We start from the raw sequence: 18,172 nt of genomic DNA, 5'->3' as shown, positions 1-18,172 counted from the left end.
CGATCACCAGGCCAGCAGGACGAGTTCGGAGGAGAAGCCCGGCCCGAAGGCGATCATCAGGCCGGTCGACCCCGACGGCGGCGCCGCGGCGCGTGTGTCGCGCAGGATCTGCAGCACCGAGGCGGAGGACAGGTTTCCCGTGGCGGCCAGCGCGCGGCGGGAGGGGGCCAGGGCGCAGTCCGGCAGGCCGAGCTCGTCGGCGAGCGCGTCCAGGATCTTCGGGCCGCCGGGATGGCAGATCCAGGCCGCGACGTCCCGGGGCTTGAGGTCGTGAGCGGCGAGGAAGGACTCGATCTCCTCCGCCACGTGCAGCCTGACGAGCTCGGGGACCTCCCGGCCGAGAACCATGCGGAAACCCCAGTCACCGACTTCCCAACCCAGCAGGTGCCCGGTCCCCGGGTACAGGCGGCTGCGCGTGGCCGCGACCACCGGTCCGTACGAGCCGGCCCTTTGCGCTGTAGCGGAGGTGTGGTCGTCACCGACCGCCACCAGCGCGGCGGCCCCGTCCCCGAACAGGCTTCCCGCCACCAGATTCGCCATCGAGGTGTCCGCCGGCTGCAAGGTGAGTGAGCACAGTTCGGTGGACAGAAGGAGCGCCGTGGAGCCCGGCCGGCCGGTGAGGAAGTCGTGGACCCGGGCCAGCCCCGCCGCACCGGCGGAGCAGCCGAGTCCGAACATCGGTACCCGCTTGACGTCGGGCCGCAGGCCGACCTGCGCGGCCAGCCGGGCCTCCAGGGAAGGCGCCGCGATGCCGGTCACGGTCGTCGAGACGACCAGGTCGATCTCCTCGGCCCGCACCCCCGCCTCCTGGAGTGCCCGTTCGACCGCTTCGGCACCCAGGGCGACGGCGAGTTCGACGAAGAGGCGGTTGGTGTGGCCGAAGTCGCCGAGCTCCCGGTACCGGTCCAGGGGGAGGGCGAGGTGACGCGTCTCCACCTGGGCCGCCCCGTGCAGCCGTCGCAGGAGCGCGCCGTCGGCCCCGGACGGCAGACAGGAAGCGAGGACGTCGGTGATCTCCTGCTGCATGTAGCGGTGCGGCGGGAACACCGTGCTCACCGCGAGGACCCGTGTCATTGGTCCAACATAGGGACAGCGGAGCGGCGGCACGCTGAACCAGGCCGCCACGGGCGCGCCGGACCCATAGCGTGGTGCGGTGCCCGCCACCACCAACGAAGGAACCACCGCGCCCACCGCGCCCGCAGGGTCGACGACGGCCCGGCGACCCGCCCATGTGGGCTTCCCGGGGCTTCTGAAGGCCGGTCACCCCGTGCCTGCTGCCGCCGTCACCCTCCTCGCGGCCCTGCTGGCCGCCGCCGTCGGGCTCGGACCCGCGGCCGCGGCCACAGCGGCGGCCGCGGTCGCCGCGGGCCAACTGTCGATCGGCTGGAGCAACGACAGGCTGGACATGCGGCGCGACGTGGCGGCCGGCCGCCACGACAAGCCGCTCGCCACGGGGGAGGTACGGCCGGGAGTGGTGACTGCGGCCTCGTGCACGGCCCTGCTCGCCTGCGTTGCGCTGTCGCTGGCCTGCGGCGCCCGGGCCGGCTGGGTCCACCTCAGCTGCGTCGCTGCGGCATGGTCCTACAACTGGTGGCTGAAGCACACCCTCGCCTCCTGGCTGCCGTACACCGTTGCCTTCGGACTGCTCCCCGCCTTCCTGACCCTGACCTCGCCGTCAGCCGGATGGCCCCCGATCTGGCTCACCGCCGCGGCGGCCCTGCTGGGGACCGGCGCCCACTTCGCCAACACCCTGCCCGACATCGACGAGGACATCGCGGGCGGTGTGCTGGGACTCCCGCAGCGACTGGGGCGACGCGCATCCATCGCGCTGGCCGCCGGCCTCGCCTTCGCCTCTTGCGCGGTGGTGACCCTCGCTCCGCCGGGCCCGCGGCCCCTCGCCGGCTGGCTGCTGCTGGGCGTGACACTGGCCCTGTGCCTGGCCGCACTGGCCGCACCGCCCGCCGTCGCACGCGGCCGGGCGCCCTTCCTGATCATCCTGGCCCTGGCCGGAGCCGACGCCGTACTCCTGGTCCTGGCCGGCCACGCCCTGCCCGTCGGGTGAGTCCGATCTCTGGGCGGACGCCCGGGAACCAGCTCAGCGCAGCGGCCGGCGCGGCGGGGCCATCGCCCACCGGATCGTGCGTGTCAGGGCGTGCCCGGACAGGCGTACGCCGGTCCCCCTCGGGCCCGTCGCGGGGCGCAGGCCGAGAAGGGCGGGGGCCCACCGGGGCAGCAGGTCGATCGCGTTCGCGGCCAGCAGCGCGTACGGGGCGCGTGCGGGCCAGGGCAGCGGCGGGTGGCGGAGGATGAAGCGGGCCGCGTCGAGGGCCTCGGGCGTGGCCCGCAGCTCCGGCCGGTACTCCGTCAGCAGGGCTGTCAGCGCGCTCCGGTCACGGGGCGGGTCCACCACACCGAGTGCCGTTGCCACCAGCGCGGTGTCCGTGACGTAGGCGTCGCAGCCCGCCGCGTCCAACGGGTGCGAGCCGAAGCGCTGGTGCGCCCGCAGGAAGCTGTCGACCTCGGCCGCGTGCACCCAGCCCAGCAGGTGGGGATCGGCCGCGCGGTACGGCTCGCCCGCCGCGGTGGTGCCCCGTATGCGTTCGTGGACGGCCCGAACCCGGTCGACGGCGTCCTGCGCGTCCTGTGCGGTGCCGTAGGTGGTGACGGCCAGGAAGGTGCTGGTGCGTTGAAGCCTGCCCCACGGGTCGCCACGGAACCCGGAGTGCGCCGCGACGGCGGCCATGGCGAGCGGGTGCAGGGACTGGAGCAGGAGTGCGCTCAGGCCCCCGACGAACATCGAGGCATCGCCGTGCACCGTACGGATGGGCCGCTCGGGACCGAACCAGCGAGGTCCGGGCGTGCTGTGGATCCGGGCGCGGTTGGCAGGGCCCGACGGTCCGGCCACCCGGCTGAACAGCGCCAAGCCGAGCCGCTCCCGTAGGTTGAGGCCTCCGGTCGCGGGCATGTCCATGGTGGTGTCCTACCCGCGGGAGCTCGGCTCAATGCTTCGGCCGGGGGCGTCGAGAGGCGTCCTGCGCGACGGCCGCCAGACCCATGCCTCGTCGGGAGCGCCCTGCGGGGGCTCCAAGAGCCGGGTCAGACCTGTCCTCGCCATTCTCAGGTAGCGGAGCCGCGGTCTTCGATGAAGTACTTGAAGCGCTTCAGGTCTCCCTCGACCTGCCCGTCGACGAAGCCGAGCCTCCCGTCACCTTCGCCAAGGGCGACAGAATCGTGCACCTTGGCACCTCCCTGCTGGACCACGAGCAGTACCCGGCGGGCGAACTGATTGCCCTCTACCGGCAGCGGTGAGAGATCGAACTGGTCTTCGACGAGATCAAGAACCACCTCGGGCCTGGCGGGCCGCGCTCTGGTCGCGGACCCCCGAAGCCGTGCGGCAAGAGCTGTGGGCCCTGCTCGCGGTCCACCAGACCGTCCAGCAGTTCGCGCACACTGCCGCGGCGAGCGGCCCGGTCGTGGACGCCGGCCGAGTCGTCTGCCTCCGCTGCCCACGCCGACTTCGCCGCACTCCAAAACGCCGACGTCCCCCGGCCCCGCCCGGCCCGGGTACCGGTCAGGCGCGGACGTTCACGAGAATCTTGACGCACATCTCCGTGCGGTTTCCGCCGGTCACCTTGGCGCGGATCTTCATCTGCTGCCCGGCGAGTAGGTCCGTAGGCCGGACCGTGTGCCGCACGGTGTACGTCTTGCCGGTGGCGAGTTTGACCATGGTGTGCTGTTCAACCGGGATCTCGCCGACCGCGGTCTCGGCGACCATGGTGAACTCGGCGTTGGGCTGGTCACGCGAAGGGGTGAAGTCGAACTCGAACCGCGTGTCTTTGCCGACCTGCATCTCTACCGGCGGCACGCCCTCGTGCCCGCTGACGCGGACTTGCCGCGGCGTGCCCACGCTGCCACAGTCCTCCACTGGAGAGACCACCCCGCCGAACGCCGGCGATGCCGGCGCGGCCGGCAACAGGGCCGACACCGCCAGCACAGACAACCTCTTCACCATGGCACTGCTCCTCGTCCGAAACCGCACGGCCTCATTCACCAACGAGCGGGTCCACGTCGGGACACGAGCGGGGAGAGGCAGTCCGACCAGGTGAGTGCCGCTTTGAGGCCCCCGGCCGCCTGCCCCCAGCGGCCGGTTCCCCAGCAACGGCCGGAAACCACTAACGGGCCTTGCCGCTGACGCCCGGGGATACTCACGCCCTGTCGAACTCACCTCTTCGCGGGTCTGCACCGTCCGGGTGGACAACCCGCTGCTGCTCCTGGCCGGCGAAGTCGAGGGGACGGACCGCCTGTCCGGCTGGGCGGTGGAGGGGCCTGCCACATGCGACAGAGCCGTTTGGTGGACAGACCCCTTTCCCGTGTTCCGGGTGTCTCAGGCGAGCTTGCCGAAGAGCCAGTTGCCGGCCGCGTCCTGGTCCGGGCTGGTGTAGTACTCGCGCTGGGCGGTGAGCAGTTCCTGGACGCTCAGCTTGCCGCTGCCGTCGCGGTCGAGGTGGCGGAAGGCGGCCTCGCGGTCGTTCTCGGTGGTGCGGAACACTTCCTGCCAGGCCAGGAACTCCTTCTCGTCGACCTCGCCGTCGCCGTCCGTGTCGAGGAGCCCGACGATCGCCTCCGTCAGGGGGCGGAAGGCCTGGTCGAAGCCGGCGGACGAGGTGATGAACGCGCTCTCCATACCGGTCCGGTACTCCTGCGGGGTCAGGCGCTTGTCGCCGTCGGCGTCGGCGGCGGCCGAGAGGGCGTCCCAGAACCGGGCCAGACCGTCCATCAGGAGGGTGCCCTTGGGGGAGGTGGCCGACTCTCCGAACTTTGCCAGCAGCTGCGCGCCCAGGGTCAGGAGGTCCTCGCGGTCCACCGAGCCGTTGCCGTCGGCGTCGATGTGACCGAAGCAGACGTCGAACTTGCGGTGGAGCAGGGCGGTTCCGGACAGGCTGGTCATGGGGGTGTTCCTCTCGTAGTGCTGCTCGGGGTGGTGCAAGGGGTCCCGGTCGGCTGCCGTCGACGGCCGCCGGGAGGTCTGGGGGCGGCCGAAGCCCACGGCCGCGAGGTGGTCGAAGCGATCGCCGTCCGCAAGGTCCCCGCCGGCGACGCTGATTCCCTGGAGCCGGGTCGTGCGCATCCAGGGCAGGTTGGCCTCGCCGAACACCCCGCCGGACAGGCCCGTGCCGCCGATGAGCGGTAGGACGGGCAGGGTGCCGATGTGGCTGTCGTTGACCTTGAGGAAGCCCCCGTTGGACACCTCGTCGGCGAAGCGGTCCACGACCTCGGGATCGCGGGCCCACAGGGAGTTGCGCAGCCCGTACGGGTTGCCGTCGACGAAGGCGAGGAGGGTGTCGAGCAGCTCACGGTCCGGCGCCTGGTCCGGCACGACCACGCACATCAGCGGGAAGAAGGTCTCCTCCGTCACCGCCCGCGTCCGCGTCGCCCGCTCCAGGCCCTCCACACGCAGCAGCACCGGCCGGACGAACGGCCCGCGCGGCGTGGGCCGGTCCCGTACGTCGACCAGCTCGCCTCCGCACAGCAGCTCGGCCCCCTGGGCGATGGCGTCCGCGAGCACCTCCGTGCACTGGGCCCGCTTGACCACGGGGCTCAGGACGACCTCCGGATCCTCGGGCGGACCCACCCGCAGCCCCTCGACGCGGGTGCGCAGGCGGCGCGTGAACTCCTCGGCCACCGCCGGGTGCACCAGGGCGAACTTCGGCGCAATGCACAGCTGCCCCGAGCCCCAGTACCGCTCGACGGCGGCCTCCACGGCCCCGCCGAGATCGGCGTCCCGCCATACGACCAGGGCGTCGTTGCCCGCCAGTTCCATGACCGGCTTCTTGCCGTGGTCCAGGCAGTCACGGGCCAGCCCGGCGCCGTGCGTGGAGGCCCCGAAGTAGAAGATGTCGTCGCACTCGGGGGCTTCCAGCCAGGTTCGCAGCATCGGCCGGGACGGCGCGCACAGAACGCTCAGCGTCCCGTACGGGGCCCCGTGCTCGGCGAGCAGCGGCGCGACGATCTCGTGGAAAACGTACGCCACCCCGAGCGGCACGGCAGGCGGGGCGTTGACGATCAGGGTGTTCCCGGCGGCGAGGGCGGGTACCCCGCAGAGGGCGGCGAGCACGGAGGCGTTGCGCGCCGGGTTCAGGCACACCACCCCGTCAGGCTTGCGCACCAGGCGGACCAGCCGCCCGGCCTGTTCGCCCTCCCACACCATCGAATCCCGGGCATGCCCCAGGGAGTCGGGGTGGGTGAGGGCCAGGGCGGAGGCCAGCGCCCAGCGGGCCACCGTCACCGGGTGCCCCTCCGCGACGAGGACCCCGGTGAACTCCTCGGCGCGCTCGCGCAGCGCGTGGTGGACGGCTTCGGCGAAGTCCAGGCGCCGCTCCAGCGGCACCCGGGCCCAGCCGCGCCGGGCCGTCCTCGCGTGCTCCAGCGCGGCCCGCGCCTGGGCGGGGGTGGAGAGCGCCACCCGCCCCACGAGGCGCGGGTCCTGCGCGTCCCCCTCGACTGCCCGGCCGCAGTCGAGCCGGGCCTTGAGCGCGAGGCCCTCGTACAGGTCCTCCAGAAGTGCGCTCGCCCGGGGCCAGTGCACCCAGCCGTCGCCGGGCTCGCCTACCCCGCCCAGGAGGACGGGGTAAGAGGGGTGGCCGGGGGTGGGCGGACGGTGATCCATGGCCCTGATGCTGGGGGCTGGAGGCCATCCGGACCTACCCGGTCCCGGCTTGTTCCCCGGAACGAGTGATCTTGTCCCTCGGGAGGATTCCCCCGGCCCGTTCAGATGACGCGACCTCACCCGCCATACCCACCGCGCCTACTCGTCACTGCGCCCGCCCGTGTCCGGCCCATTCCGGTTGTCGTGGGGAAGGAGCTGAGATCCGCCGTCACGTCTCGCTCTAAAACCCTGAAGGTGCTGGGAAGGGTCCGGCGGCCAGGGGCTGCACGGCGCCGCCGGGGCAGGGGGGCGCGGCACACTCGCCTCCGCGTTCCAGGCATCTGACCTGGTCGCGCCCGGGAGTATCGCCTGCCGGAATTGACGGCGGACAAGACCCCGGACCTTGCTGGATCGGCCGGGGCGGCTCCACGCAGAGACAGGGTGCGCTGTCTCGCCGCGAGTACCGGGGCGGGCGTCGGACCCTCAGCCCCAGGTCGTCTTGTTCGTCGGACCCCTCGTGAGGCCCGTGGTGTCCCTCCGGCCTGACCGGCTACCCGGGCGGCACGGGGACCCTGTTCACCCGGACCAGAGGCAGGCACGAGCGTCAGCGCGCTGCACATACCGCCCACTTTGCACGTAACGCACACGGGTAGCCTGTCCAATTTGCGCCATGCAAGCCTCTGACCTGCAATTTCCTTTCACATGTTTTTGATAGATCTTATTTCGATGACGCACCACGTGGAGTGCGTGGCGATCCTGGAGCGGGTCGTTAAGGACGCCTGACCTGCGGGTTTACCGGTGCGCATTATGTGCACCGTGGGCGTTACGGGCGATATCTTGACGCTGAAATGACGCCCGTGACGCTGAAATGACGCTCGTTCTGATGTGGCGTCAGGACTGTGATTGTGCAGGTCGCGCTGGGTGCTGAGCTCGGTTTGTGCGGTCTGGCTTTGCGGAGACTGGAAGGAAATCGGTCCGTTTCGCCGTCGCTGGTTGCGGCAGCCGGCGCGCTGCCAGGTGTGGCATCGCGACCGGCAGCCGACAGAGTGGGTGCTCAGTAGCTGGGTCCGTAGGGGCTCAGGCCATGCATGAACGGCTTGAGGTCCTCGGCTCGGGGCTCGGGGATTTCCGGCATCAACGTTGAACCGCTGAGCGGATTCAGGCGTTGCGCGTAGCCCTCGGCCCAGGCGATCCACGCCTCGGCTTCGTCCTTGGCTGGTCCGAGGGGCAGGCTCTCTGCGTGGACTCGGAGTACGCCGACGTACTCGACAAGACCCGCTGCGCGCCTCCACGCCTCGTTCTGTGCTTCAAGGTGGCGGGCGCGGTATGCCTCTGCGTATTCGGCCGTGGCCTGACGTTTCACGGCTTCCCATCGCATGCGCTTCTGCTGGGCCTCCTCCAGGTCAGCCAGGCGCTTGTGTTCGGCTGCCTGCCCGCGGAGGCCGACCTCCTGCACGATTTCGGCGAGCTGGTCCTCCAAGGGGCGTGCGGCTGTGTCGGTCCATTCGCCAGCCCTGTGTCGCAGGCCGCCGCTGACGCAGATCCTCAGGCGTTCAGAGGGGGAGTGGTCGTACCGCGGAATTCTGACCCAGGAGTGCTTCTCTGCGTCGGCGAGTTCCTTCTTCGTGGGGATGTGTTCGGCGCGGTCTTGTTCCTGCAGTATGAGGAAATCGCATCTCTGCCCCTGGGTTGTGATGGTGAAGTGGGGAGGGCCGTCCCGCCGGCGATGTGGTGCCGGTGCGCTCTCGGCCGTGCCGAACGCGTTGGCGTAGCCCAGCCTCTGCGTCGCGGTGAGCAATGCGTGGATGAGGCGGAAGGCTCGACCCTGTACAGACTTGGTCAGTCTCATGGGGTGGGGGTGCTGCTGCAGAGCTTTGACCACCGGGTGTGGAGTGGTGAGCCGTACCGGTACGGGAATGGGCGGCAGCACGGCCAATCGCCAGGCGGGGGTGTCGACCAGGCGGATTTCGTAGCCATCGCGGCACCAGCCCGCGTGCAGTTCCTTCGTCTCGGGGATCTTTCCCGACCGGCGCGCCGCGGCGACACGGATCGGCCATTTCTCGGTCTCCCGACCGCTGGCTTCGCGTTTGACGATGCGGCCGCCGGCTTCGGCGAGCTCATCCAGGAGCTGCTCCGTGACGGTCTTGGCTTTCTTTCGCGGAAGGGAGCCGGTTCGTTGCGGTGGCACGGGTGTGGCTGCCGTGGCGCTGGATTTCTCGCTCTTGGCCACGTCGGGTGACTGGATTCGAGCCTGCGGCGCGGGAGCGGTGTCTTTGCTGCGAGGTTGTTCGGGCGGATGGGATCCGTGGTCCAGGTATTGCTGGCCGGCCTTGGTGAGGGCGACAGACCATTGCCCCTGTCGCTTGGAGACTTTGACCAGTCCGCGGCTGTGCAGGGCTTGGCAGCTGAGTTTGTGCCCGGTTCCTTCCCACACGCCGTCAGGGCAGCCTCGGGCGACCCATTGCAGCACCTGTTGCTGCCGTTCGTTGAGCTGTCGTGGCACCTGAACTCCCCACCGTGCGAATGCCTGCACGGGCATGCTCGCAGCCGCACTCCGCCTGGCGCGGGTGGAAGGGGAAGGGGGTTGGCAGGCTGGATGAAGATTCGGACAGATGTAGGCATGGCCGCCTGTGGTGGCTAGGCTCGCAGTCGTTCGTTGGTGGCCGCCGTGGACGCTTGCTGGTCGGCCTATGACGGGTGCTGGCCATCTCGCGATCATCTGAGGAGGTGGCCGCCGGGCGTACGACTGCCCGTACTAGCCTGGCCGTCCGTGCTGAGGCGTTCCCGTGTCTTGGTCAGGGGAAGGCGGGTTAGGGGTGTCGGTCCCGCTCGGCTGCGGCCAGCAGGGGATTGGCGAGTGGATCGTGTGAACGTGAGCCGCTCGTGCTTCCGGTGATGGGTGCCTGAGGGTAAGCAGGGGCGTGCAGACGCTCCGCAGACGAGGGTGTCAGTTTGAAACGAGAGCGGGTTGGTTCATGTCGGTCGTGGCGCGAGAGCAGATGGATGTCGTCGCAGGTGCGCTCGCTCCCTGCGACCTCGTGCCCCGCGAGGCGAAGCTCGCGTTTGTCGAAGCCTTCGGGACGGAAGCTGTTGTGGCCTATCGGCATGACGCGCTCGAGCGGGAGCGGCGGGCAGCCGAAGGGATGCCGCCGCTGACGCGACCTGATGTGCTGGATCTCCTCATGTCGCTGCCCCTGGGCGAGCCGGTTCCTGCCAGCTCCTTGAGCGAGAGGGAGCGGCGGGTGCTGAAGTCCCTTCCGAAAGGCGCGGTGGTCCGCAGGGACGGGTCGATCACCCGTCGCGCGGCGCAGCCTGTCCACATCGACATGGCGTTCGTGCCCGGCCGCAGCTGGGAGTCGGGGATGGAGAAGGCCGAGCGATTTACTCCGTTCTGTTCTCGCGCGGTGGTGGTGGACGGCGTATTGCGGCGCAAGGATGATGCCGTGCTGCGCGCGGACTTCTACGGCATCGGCCTGCTCACGCTTCAGGGGGACTCGGTGGAAGTGGTGGTGCCGCCGCGGCCCTTCGTGCGCAGACGCCATACCGTCGCCGGCTGGAAGTTCCTGGAAGACGTCCACCGCCAGCTCCCCTGAGCATCCGGCCCGCGGCTCGTTACGGGGTGACGGGGAGTGTCGCCCATGCTTTGAGCGGGGAGGGCGCCTGGAATCCGGACCGGGGGCTGGCGCCCAGCCCGATGCGCTGGTTCTCCAGTGCGTAGCGGTCGATCGCGGCCGCACACTTGTCGCGCCACCACGATTTACGCGGGGTGCCTGGCTGGTAGCCGGCCATTTCGGTGACCCAGTCGCTCCACGTGAGGACGGTGTGATTGTCGGCCTCGCGCCGGGTTTCGCCGTCCGGTAGGAGGAAGCGGTCGAGTCCACGCCCGTCGCACTGCTCGCAGGAGCAGGTTGCGGGATCCACGTTGCTGTACAGCTTGGCGAGGGACTCGGAGCCCTTGAAGCACATGAGCTCCGGCATCAGCACGTTCGGATATACGGGGCCTCCAGGCTTGCCGACTTGCGCCTTCTCGCCGGGCGGGATCGCGTGACGAAGGGAGCTTTGAACGCCGACGCCGGCACAGAAGGCGCCATGCGCGATGGCATCGAGTGCTGCCAGGTCAGTCCGGAGGAGCGACATGTGCGCGACCTCGGTCACCAGGCGACGCAGATTGGCCGGGATGCCCTTCGCCTGCTCTAGCGGGTCGAACTGGCCGCACAGGATGATGGCCTTCGGGTGCCGGATCTTCGTGCAGACCGCTATGAGTTGACCGATGTTCTCGCGGTTCAGCCACGTGACGTTGATCGGGAGTGTCACGACGGTATCGGCGCGTTCGATCTTGTTGGCCTCGCGCATCACTGCCTTGAGCGTCTTGGAGTCCGCTGGCGGAATGTATCCAGTCGGAGTCAGCGCGGCGCTCGCACCTCGCACCTTCTGGAAGGCCAGGGAGGTGTCCACTGAGGCGAACAGCTCGTCGGTGGGCACCATGAACGGCTCGTCCGCGGTCGCTACGTAGGTGGTGTAGGGGGCGCTGTCGATCAGCAGGGTGCCTTCGTAGCCGGCCGTGCTGCGAAGGTGGAAGGCCCGCTCGTCGGCTTTGGCTCCGGTCATCACGACGCCGCTGAAGTCGTCATCGAGCGCGGGCCGCGGCCGCGGTAGATTGACGGCGTTTTCGTGGAGCAGCACCCGCCCCTGGAGAAGCGGCACGGCGGCAACGGTGTGGTCGAGCGTCTTCAGGGCGGGCGGTCGCCGCCTCGGGGACGGGGTGTTGCTCATGAATCACCTCGCAGAAGAGTCCGGCACGTCCTTGTGGCCGGACGGAGAAGAAGCGCACAAGTAGATCTCGTGGAACTCCTCGCGACCCAGGCCCGCCAGGTGGGCGGTCTCAGTCGGACTGAGGTGGAGCTGCTCCTCAAGCCGGGTGACGGCTTGAGCGAGGTGGCGCGGGGTTTCGCGCCGGATGGTGGTCGGCTCGTTGGTGCGGTAGCCGAGGGCGGACAACTCGACCACGAGCGTGCGGTAGTGCCATTCGCTGATGACTCCCAAGTCCATGGCGCGCCTGATGAGAGCCGCCATGGACACCCCCCACCGGGCCTTGAGATCGAGCAGGCGGGACACGTCGATGCCTGGCTTCAGCTCGGGCAGGACTGCGTCGTGGGGCATGAGGAACTCGGCGGCGAACCGGTTGGCCTGGTCCTCCTGTACGCGTCCCTCACCCGGCTCGCCGTGCATCACCAGATGGCCCAGCTCGTGCGCCAGGCTGAATCGTGAACGATCCCCTGGTGCATGCGAGTTGAGCAGGATCAACGGGTACCTGCCGGGGGGCCACTGGCTCACGGCATCGAGCTCGGTGGTGCAGAGGTCCCGGACTACGACCAGAGCGCCGGCATCTTCGAGCAGGGCGACCATGTCCTCGATGGGGCCTGCGGGGACCTTCCACTCCTCACGCATCGTCTCCGCCGCATCCGCGGGAGTGTCGAAGTCGTTGACCTCCACGCGCCGAAACCGGTCGTTGCGATGGAGGTCCGCTGCCCGGGCCAAGCTGTCGACCTGGAGCCGGGTGAGCGTCAACGTTGCATGGATCCGACGCAGGGCGGGCGCCCCCAGAGAGGCGCGCTTGCGGTGGTGCACCAGTCCGACGCCTGTCCCGGCCGTGTCAGTGGCGCGGCACAGAGTGTCGGCGGTGTAGCGAAGGGCGTCGGCGAACAGCTGCACGCGCCCGTCCTTGACGGGGATGCGGCCGGCTTCGGCTCGGCTGACGTACCCCTGGGTGATGCGGCCGCCATCAAGACGCGTCATCTCGTCGGCAAGTTCGGACTGTGTCCAGCCGCGTGAGTCACGGGCCAGCGTGAGCATCCCGGGATCCGCAACCAAGCTCTTCTGGTCGCGCACGTGCTCACCTCCAGCCCTGGCGAGTTTAACTCCCCAAAGAGTACACGGTTTTATGCCTCAGAATATTCTGCACATGATCCGAGGTTCGCCTCAGGTTCATGGATACCAGGCCCTACTGACAGTCCAACTCCACTGCGCCGTCGCGACTTTCGGTGCCTAGCGTGTGGTGTCGGCCGCTGAGGGGCGACCGCACCCCGTTCCGGTGTCACCTCGCGCAGGGTGAGCTGCCGATCATGTCTCTGCTTCCGCGCTGACCTGTGGGCCCGCACGGATGACTCGGTCTCCTGCGTTACTGGCCCGCCGCGCTGCTCCAGCGGACCTTCGAGGAGACGTGCATCGAGGACTGCGGCACCATCTCGGTCGTGTACCAGGAGCTGCTGGACGGCCAGTCGCCCGACGAGTTCTGGGCGACGGTGGAGGAACGAATGGAGCTGGGCCGGATGCGCCTGCTGTTCGTAGCCGACCGGATACCAGTGGAGCTCCGGGCCATCGTCGAGTTCTTGAACCGGCAGATGCGGCAGGCGGACGTGTATGCAGTTGAGCTCACCCAGTACCGGGGCAGCGGCGATCACCGCGTGCTCGTTCCGAGGGTTCACGGCGAGGTGGCTACGGCGGCCAAGACGCGATCCCGGTCCGCCGGGGCCGGCGCGAAGTGGACGCGGGCGGACGTGGGCACGGCCCTGGAGAGCCGCAGTTCCGAGGATCGGCGGGCGGGCCTCACCCTCCTTGAGCACGCGGACGCGCTGGGACGGCTGGTGACCAACAAGGCTGCGTATCCCAGCATCTCCGTGTACTTCCCGGCCTCAGGGAAGCAGGTGCCTGTCTGGACACTGTCCCTGCGCGACAGTGCAGGGAGGGACGATCTCGCCTTCAGCTTCAGCTCGATCACCCATCACTTGGGCCGCGACGCGGCGTCCGCATTCGCCGATGCCCTTCCGGATGTCGGCGGACTTGGGCAGAAGCTCGCAGTCCAGCGGGAGAAGGGCTTCACCGGCTGGCCGTCCGTGTCGCTGTCCGAGCAGCCGGAAGCCCTGAGACAGGTGTGCGCGGCCGTGGAGCAGCTGATGGACGGTGGTGAGGGGTGACCGGCTGCCCTCCTTTGCCGTCCGCACCGGGCCGCGGCTGTGAGCGGTAGGGTCTACCAGGTGGTTTTTGCCCGTAGGGACGGGTACGGGGTGCGATGGAGGCTTGAGCGTGACAGCAGCAGGGGGAAAGCCCGTACCGAAGCCAGCTCTGCCGAAACCCGCACAGCAGTGGTTCCAGGAGCGGCCCTCGCCGTACCCCTGGGAGCAGGACGCGCTGGACCATGTCCGTCGCCTGCTGCCTGCCGCTGAGCCCTACCGGGCCTGGGCCACGTTCTCCTTCACCGCGCAGTCCGGCCGCATCAACGAGTGCGACCTTCTCGTCGCCGTGCCAGCCGGCCTGTTCCTGATCGAGATCAAGAGCCACCCGGGGGAGCTGCACAACACCGGCTCCACCTGGAGCTTCCGGGGCACCGATCGGACCCGGACACTGAACAACCCGCTGCACTTCAACGACGTCAAGTCGAAGGAACTCCGCAGCCAGCTGCGTTGGGCCGCCCGCAAACTCAAGATCGACGAACGGGAGGTGCCGCGGATCGAACCCGCGGTATTCCTGTCGTCCACTGAACTCGTCAGCCACCTGGACGAGATCCAGCGCATCCGGGTCTACGGGCGCGATGACGGCGCCAGCGGGCTGGGCCGCGTCTGGCAGGACTTCCTCGGACTTCCCCCGGACCGCCCCGAGCGCCGGATCACCCCCGAATTCTCGAAGAACACCCTGCCGCGGCTGCTGCGGGCCATCGGTATCCGGCAGTCCACCGGACACCTGCGCTTCGGCGACGCCTGGAAGCTGCGACCGCACCCCCTGGACGCCGGAACCACCTGGGAGGACCGCCTCGCCGTCCGCGACGACGGCCTCGTACAAGAGGAGGGCCGGGTCCGTATCTACCTGGTCAGCCAGGGTGCGACCGAAGCCGCCCGGAAGTCCACCGAGCGCGCCGCTCGTCGCGAGTACCAGGTCCTCCAGGGCATCACCCACCGCGGCATCGTCGACGCCGTCGCGTTCCGTGAGCACGAGGCGGGACCGGCGATCCTCTTCCGGCACCGCAAGACCGACTTGCGCCTGGACCAGTACCTGGACACCTACGGCGGCAAACTCACCCCCGAGACCCGCCTCGACCTGGTGCGCCAGCTTGCCGAGGCCGTCCGCTACGCCCACAACCGTTCCCTGTACCACCGTGCCCTCGCCGCGCGTTCCGTCTACGTCTCCTTCCGGGGCGACGGGGCTGCCCCCGAGCTGCGGATCACGGACTGGCAGACCGCCGCCCGCGATTTCGACAGCAACGCCACCTTCTTCCGCTCGATCGGCGGCTCGGCTCTCGACGCGGCCCTGATCGAGGACGAGGCCCGTGTCTACCTCGCGCCCGAGACGGACCAGCCCTACGCCGACCCGGCCGATCTAGACATCTTCGGCCTGGGCGCGGTCGCTCACCTTGTCCTGTCCGGGCAGGCTCCCGCGCCGCAGCGCAGCGTTCTCGTCGAGCGCCTCCGCGTCGACTCCGGCCTGCGTCTGTTCGCCGTTGCGGACGGCGTGTCCGAGGCCCTGGACAATCTGATCTTCCAGGCCACCCGCTCGGATGTGAACGACCGGCTGAGCTCGGCAGAGGCATTCCTCGATCTGTTGGACGAAGCGGAACGGGTGGGTGTCCTGCCCGACTCCGCGGACATGGCCGCCACGGATCCGCTGGAGGCCATGCCGGGCCAAGCCCTCGATGAGGAATGGCTGGTCCGACGGGTTCTCGGTACTGGTGCCACCGCCCGCGCCCTGCTCGTTGAGCGCGCGGTCGAGGACGAGGACGGCGAGGTCCGGATCGACGAGCACGTCTTCAAGGTCGCCCTCGATGAGGAGAAGGCGGAACGGCTGCGAGCGGAGGCCCGCGCTCTGAAACTCGTCGGCGGCGGAGCCGTGGTACAGCTGCGTGGACAGGAGCTGCGGGAAATCGGCGACCGGACGGTCCTGGAGCTGGAGTATGCCGGAGAGCAGTCCCTCGGAGCACGCTTGCGCGGCCAGGGGCGGCTCACGTACCACGAACTGGAACGCTTCGGCGAGGACCTCTTCCAGGCACTCGACCAGCTCGCCGCCCACGGGGTGCGCCACCGGGACATCAAGCCCGACAACCTCGGCATCCACCGCCGTAAGGACCGCACCTGGCAGCTGAAGCTGTTCGACTTCTCCCTGACCGATGCCTCCGATCGGGATGTGAAGGCGGGCACGCGCGGCTATCTGGATCCGTTCCTCGGTTCGGTACGTCGCCCCCACTACGACGACCACGCCGAGCACTACGCGGCCGCCGTCACCCTGCACGAGATGGCCAGCGGGGAACGGCCTCTGTGGGGAGACGGCCAGATCGACCCGGTCACCAACGAGTCCGCTGAACTCCACATCGCCGACGACCTCTTCGAGCTGGCTCTTAAGGACGGCCTGCGGTACTTCTTCGAGCGCGCGCTGCACAGGGAGATCGGGTGGCGCTTCGACACGCTGCGCCAGATGAAGGACGCCTGGCAGGACGTCTTCCGGGCCGCCGACGCCACCCGCCCCACCACCACTCCGTCGACGGTCGGCAGCGCGGCCGAGGATACAGAGGAGGCACGCGACGGCGCGGCCGAGGCGGCGGACGAAGACACCTTGCTGGAAGCCGCCGGGCTTTCACCCCGGGCGGTCTCCGTGGCGAACGGTCTCGGCGCCACGACGGTCGGACAGCTGCTCAGCGTCCAGCCGTATGCGATCTCCAAGGCCAGGGGCGCCGGTGCCTTGGTCCGAAAGGAGCTGAACCGGCGGCGCAAGCAATGGGCCACGGCCTTGCGGACCAAGCCGAGCGCCGGGGCACCGGCAGGCCACCAGGCCGCGCCGACCGGCGGAGCCGTGGCGGCTCAGGGAGGCGAAGGCGATGCCGGCTCGGAGGGACTGCGTCTCCTGTCGATAGACGACATGGCAGCCCTGCTGGCCCCCGGTCCCGGCCGTAAGGGATCGAACCGAGAGCCCGTCGTCCGGCTCACTCTCGGCCTTCCCCCTGAGGACGGCGGGCTGTCCCCGCTGGGCTCCTGGCCGGTGCAGGCGCGCGTCGCCGAGCACCTGGGGATCAAGCAGCCGCCGGTCTCCCGCCACCACCGCATCGAGATCAGGCAGTGGGCCGAGGCGGAATGGCTGAAGGCCGTGCGCACAGAGCTCGCGGAGATCATCGCGGCGCCGGGCGGGCGAGTGATGACCGCCACGGAGGCGGCGGCCGAGCTGCGAGCCCGCCACGGGGCCGCCGACGACACCCCGCCTCGGACCCTGGCCCGCGCCCTGGCCGTCGTACGCGCCGCTGTGGAGGCGGAGACCGGTGACGAGGCAGCGGATCACGAGCCGCGGCTCGCCGTCCACCGCCGCGGCGACACCGTCCTGATCGCTTCCGAATCCCTGCCCGGCACAGACGACCCCAGCCCGCGCGAACTGGCCGACTATGCCTCCGCGCTCGGCGACGCGGCCGAGAAGCTCGCGGTACAGGAGCCGCTGCCCGGCCATGCCGAAGTGGTCCGGGAACTCCGCACGGTGCCGCCCCCGGAAGGGTTCGTGCCACTCGCCGACACTCGACTCGTCTCCCTGGCCGCCGCCATGGCTCCGGCGGTCGCGATCACCCAGCGCCTTGAGCTGTACCCGCGCGAGCTGGGGCTGGAGCGAGCGCTACGCATCTCCCAGGCCGGCGCAGGCGTACGGGCCGAACGCGGAATCAGCCCGGCGGAGCTGGTGGCCCGCATCCGGGCCCGGTTCCCCGAGCTGCAGGCCCTGGCCGGGGGCCGGGAGCCCACCCATGTCGAGTTGGAGGACGCCCTGCGCGCCGCCCGGTTCGAGCTGCGCTACGACCTGGATACCGACACCTTCCTGCTGCCCGCAGCCCGGACCGCGCACACGTCGACCGGCTCGGCGGGTCTCACCAGCCTGCTGCCGCCGCCGCGTGCCACCCGCGCTGACCGGGAGGACCCGCACGGCGCGGTCCGTGAACGGCTTGAGGAGCGGGTCCGGCGCGGCGGCTTCCTCGCACTGACCGTCAAGGGCGTCCGGCTGCCCGGCACGGCCGAGGCGGTGGCCGCGGCCTTCCCCGTCCTGGCAGTGGACCTGGGCGAGGTGTTCCTGGCCGAGTTCCAGCGGCTGGTCGGGGAGAAGGGCTTCGACTGGCAGGCCGTACTGCGCGCGGACGGCGCCTCGGAACCGGGCCGCATCAAGCCCGGTCTGGCCAGCTTCGTCCAGGTCGTCTGGCAGCGCGTCGCCGAGGAACTGCTCGCCCGCTGCGCGGCCCCGCGCACGGTCCTCTTCCTGCACGACGCCGGTCTGATCGCGCGCTACTGGGACGAGGGCGGCCGAGGCTTCCTCGTCGCCCTCCAGGGCGCGGCCCGCCGGCCGGCGGAGAACCCGCACGGTTTGTGGCTGCTCTGCCCGATGGAGGCCCGTGCGCAGCAGCCGCTGCTGGACGGGCGCACGGTGGAGGTGATTCCCGGGGATGGGGAACTGGCCTATCTGGACGGGGCGTTGCTGGAGACGCTGGGGCGGGTGTGACGGTAGGAGGGGTTCTTCCTC

12 protein-coding genes are annotated in these 18,172 nt (G+C 70.0%); 4 read left to right on the top strand and 8 right to left on the bottom strand.

Annotation, left to right across the window (positions count from 1 at the left end):
- Positions 1-3 precede the first annotated feature (3 nt).
- Positions 4-1,074 (bottom strand): type III polyketide synthase, encoded by a 1,071-nt coding sequence (locus ACODT5_RS12840; protein ID WP_422519296.1) that lies wholly within the window; start codon positions 1,072-1,074, stop codon positions 4-6.
- Between the two features lie 79 nt (positions 1,075-1,153).
- On the opposite strand from ACODT5_RS12840, the gene ACODT5_RS12835 reads away from it, so the two are divergent.
- Positions 1,154-2,062: a UbiA family prenyltransferase gene (locus ACODT5_RS12835; RefSeq protein WP_422519295.1), complete on the top strand. Its 909-nt coding sequence runs from the start codon at positions 1,154-1,156 to the stop codon at positions 2,060-2,062.
- A gap of 33 nt (positions 2,063-2,095) precedes the next feature.
- Here the strand turns inward: ACODT5_RS12835 and ACODT5_RS12830 are convergent, their stop codons facing one another.
- The 5 genes from ACODT5_RS12830 to ACODT5_RS12810 form a co-directional block, all read right to left on the bottom strand.
- Positions 2,096-2,971: an oxygenase MpaB family protein gene (locus tag ACODT5_RS12830; RefSeq protein ID WP_422519294.1), complete on the bottom strand. Its 876-nt coding sequence runs from the start codon at positions 2,969-2,971 to the stop codon at positions 2,096-2,098.
- A gap of 146 nt (positions 2,972-3,117) precedes the next feature.
- Positions 3,118-3,345 (bottom strand): hypothetical protein, encoded by a 228-nt coding sequence (locus tag ACODT5_RS12825; RefSeq protein WP_422519293.1) that lies wholly within the window; start codon positions 3,343-3,345, stop codon positions 3,118-3,120.
- Positions 3,346-3,571: 226 nt separating this feature from the next.
- Positions 3,572-4,012: an ML domain-containing protein gene (locus ACODT5_RS12820; protein WP_422519292.1), complete on the bottom strand. Its 441-nt coding sequence runs from the start codon at positions 4,010-4,012 to the stop codon at positions 3,572-3,574.
- Positions 4,013-4,384: 372 nt separating this feature from the next.
- Complete coding sequence (locus ACODT5_RS12815) at positions 4,385-6,667, bottom strand: aldehyde dehydrogenase family protein (RefSeq protein ID WP_422519291.1); 2,283 nt, start codon at positions 6,665-6,667, stop codon at positions 4,385-4,387.
- 1,033 nt (positions 6,668-7,700) lie between these two features.
- Positions 7,701-9,149, bottom strand: coding sequence for a hypothetical protein (locus ACODT5_RS12810; protein WP_422519290.1), 1,449 nt, complete (start codon positions 9,147-9,149; stop codon positions 7,701-7,703).
- A gap of 472 nt (positions 9,150-9,621) precedes the next feature.
- Here ACODT5_RS12810 and ACODT5_RS12805 point away from each other — a divergent pair, with 472 nt between their 5' ends.
- Positions 9,622-10,239 (top strand): hypothetical protein, encoded by a 618-nt coding sequence (locus tag ACODT5_RS12805; RefSeq protein WP_422519289.1) that lies wholly within the window; start codon positions 9,622-9,624, stop codon positions 10,237-10,239.
- Between the two features lie 19 nt (positions 10,240-10,258).
- Here ACODT5_RS12805 and ACODT5_RS12800 read toward each other — a convergent pair whose 3' ends face one another.
- Positions 10,259-11,419, bottom strand: coding sequence for a hypothetical protein (locus ACODT5_RS12800; RefSeq protein WP_422519288.1), 1,161 nt, complete (start codon positions 11,417-11,419; stop codon positions 10,259-10,261).
- 3 nt (positions 11,420-11,422) lie between these two features.
- Positions 11,423-12,535, bottom strand: coding sequence for an ImmA/IrrE family metallo-endopeptidase (locus ACODT5_RS12795; protein ID WP_422519287.1), 1,113 nt, complete (start codon positions 12,533-12,535; stop codon positions 11,423-11,425).
- A 362-nt stretch (positions 12,536-12,897) separates the two neighbouring features.
- Between ACODT5_RS12795 and ACODT5_RS12790 the strand changes: the two genes are divergently transcribed.
- Both ACODT5_RS12790 and pglW read left to right on the top strand, forming a co-directional pair.
- Positions 12,898-13,620 (top strand): hypothetical protein, encoded by a 723-nt coding sequence (locus ACODT5_RS12790; protein WP_422519286.1) that lies wholly within the window; start codon positions 12,898-12,900, stop codon positions 13,618-13,620.
- Positions 13,621-13,729: 109 nt separating this feature from the next.
- Positions 13,730-18,151: a BREX system serine/threonine kinase PglW gene (gene pglW, locus ACODT5_RS12785; RefSeq protein WP_422519285.1), complete on the top strand. Its 4,422-nt coding sequence runs from the start codon at positions 13,730-13,732 to the stop codon at positions 18,149-18,151.
- Positions 18,152-18,172 lie beyond the last annotated feature (21 nt).

This window comes from Streptomyces tatrensis, assembly GCF_049310065.1.
Classification (GTDB): Bacteria; Actinomycetota; Actinomycetes; order Streptomycetales; family Streptomycetaceae; genus Streptomyces.
The sequence above is the reverse complement of the archived record's forward strand: the minus strand, read 5'-3'. Positions and strand labels throughout refer to the sequence as shown.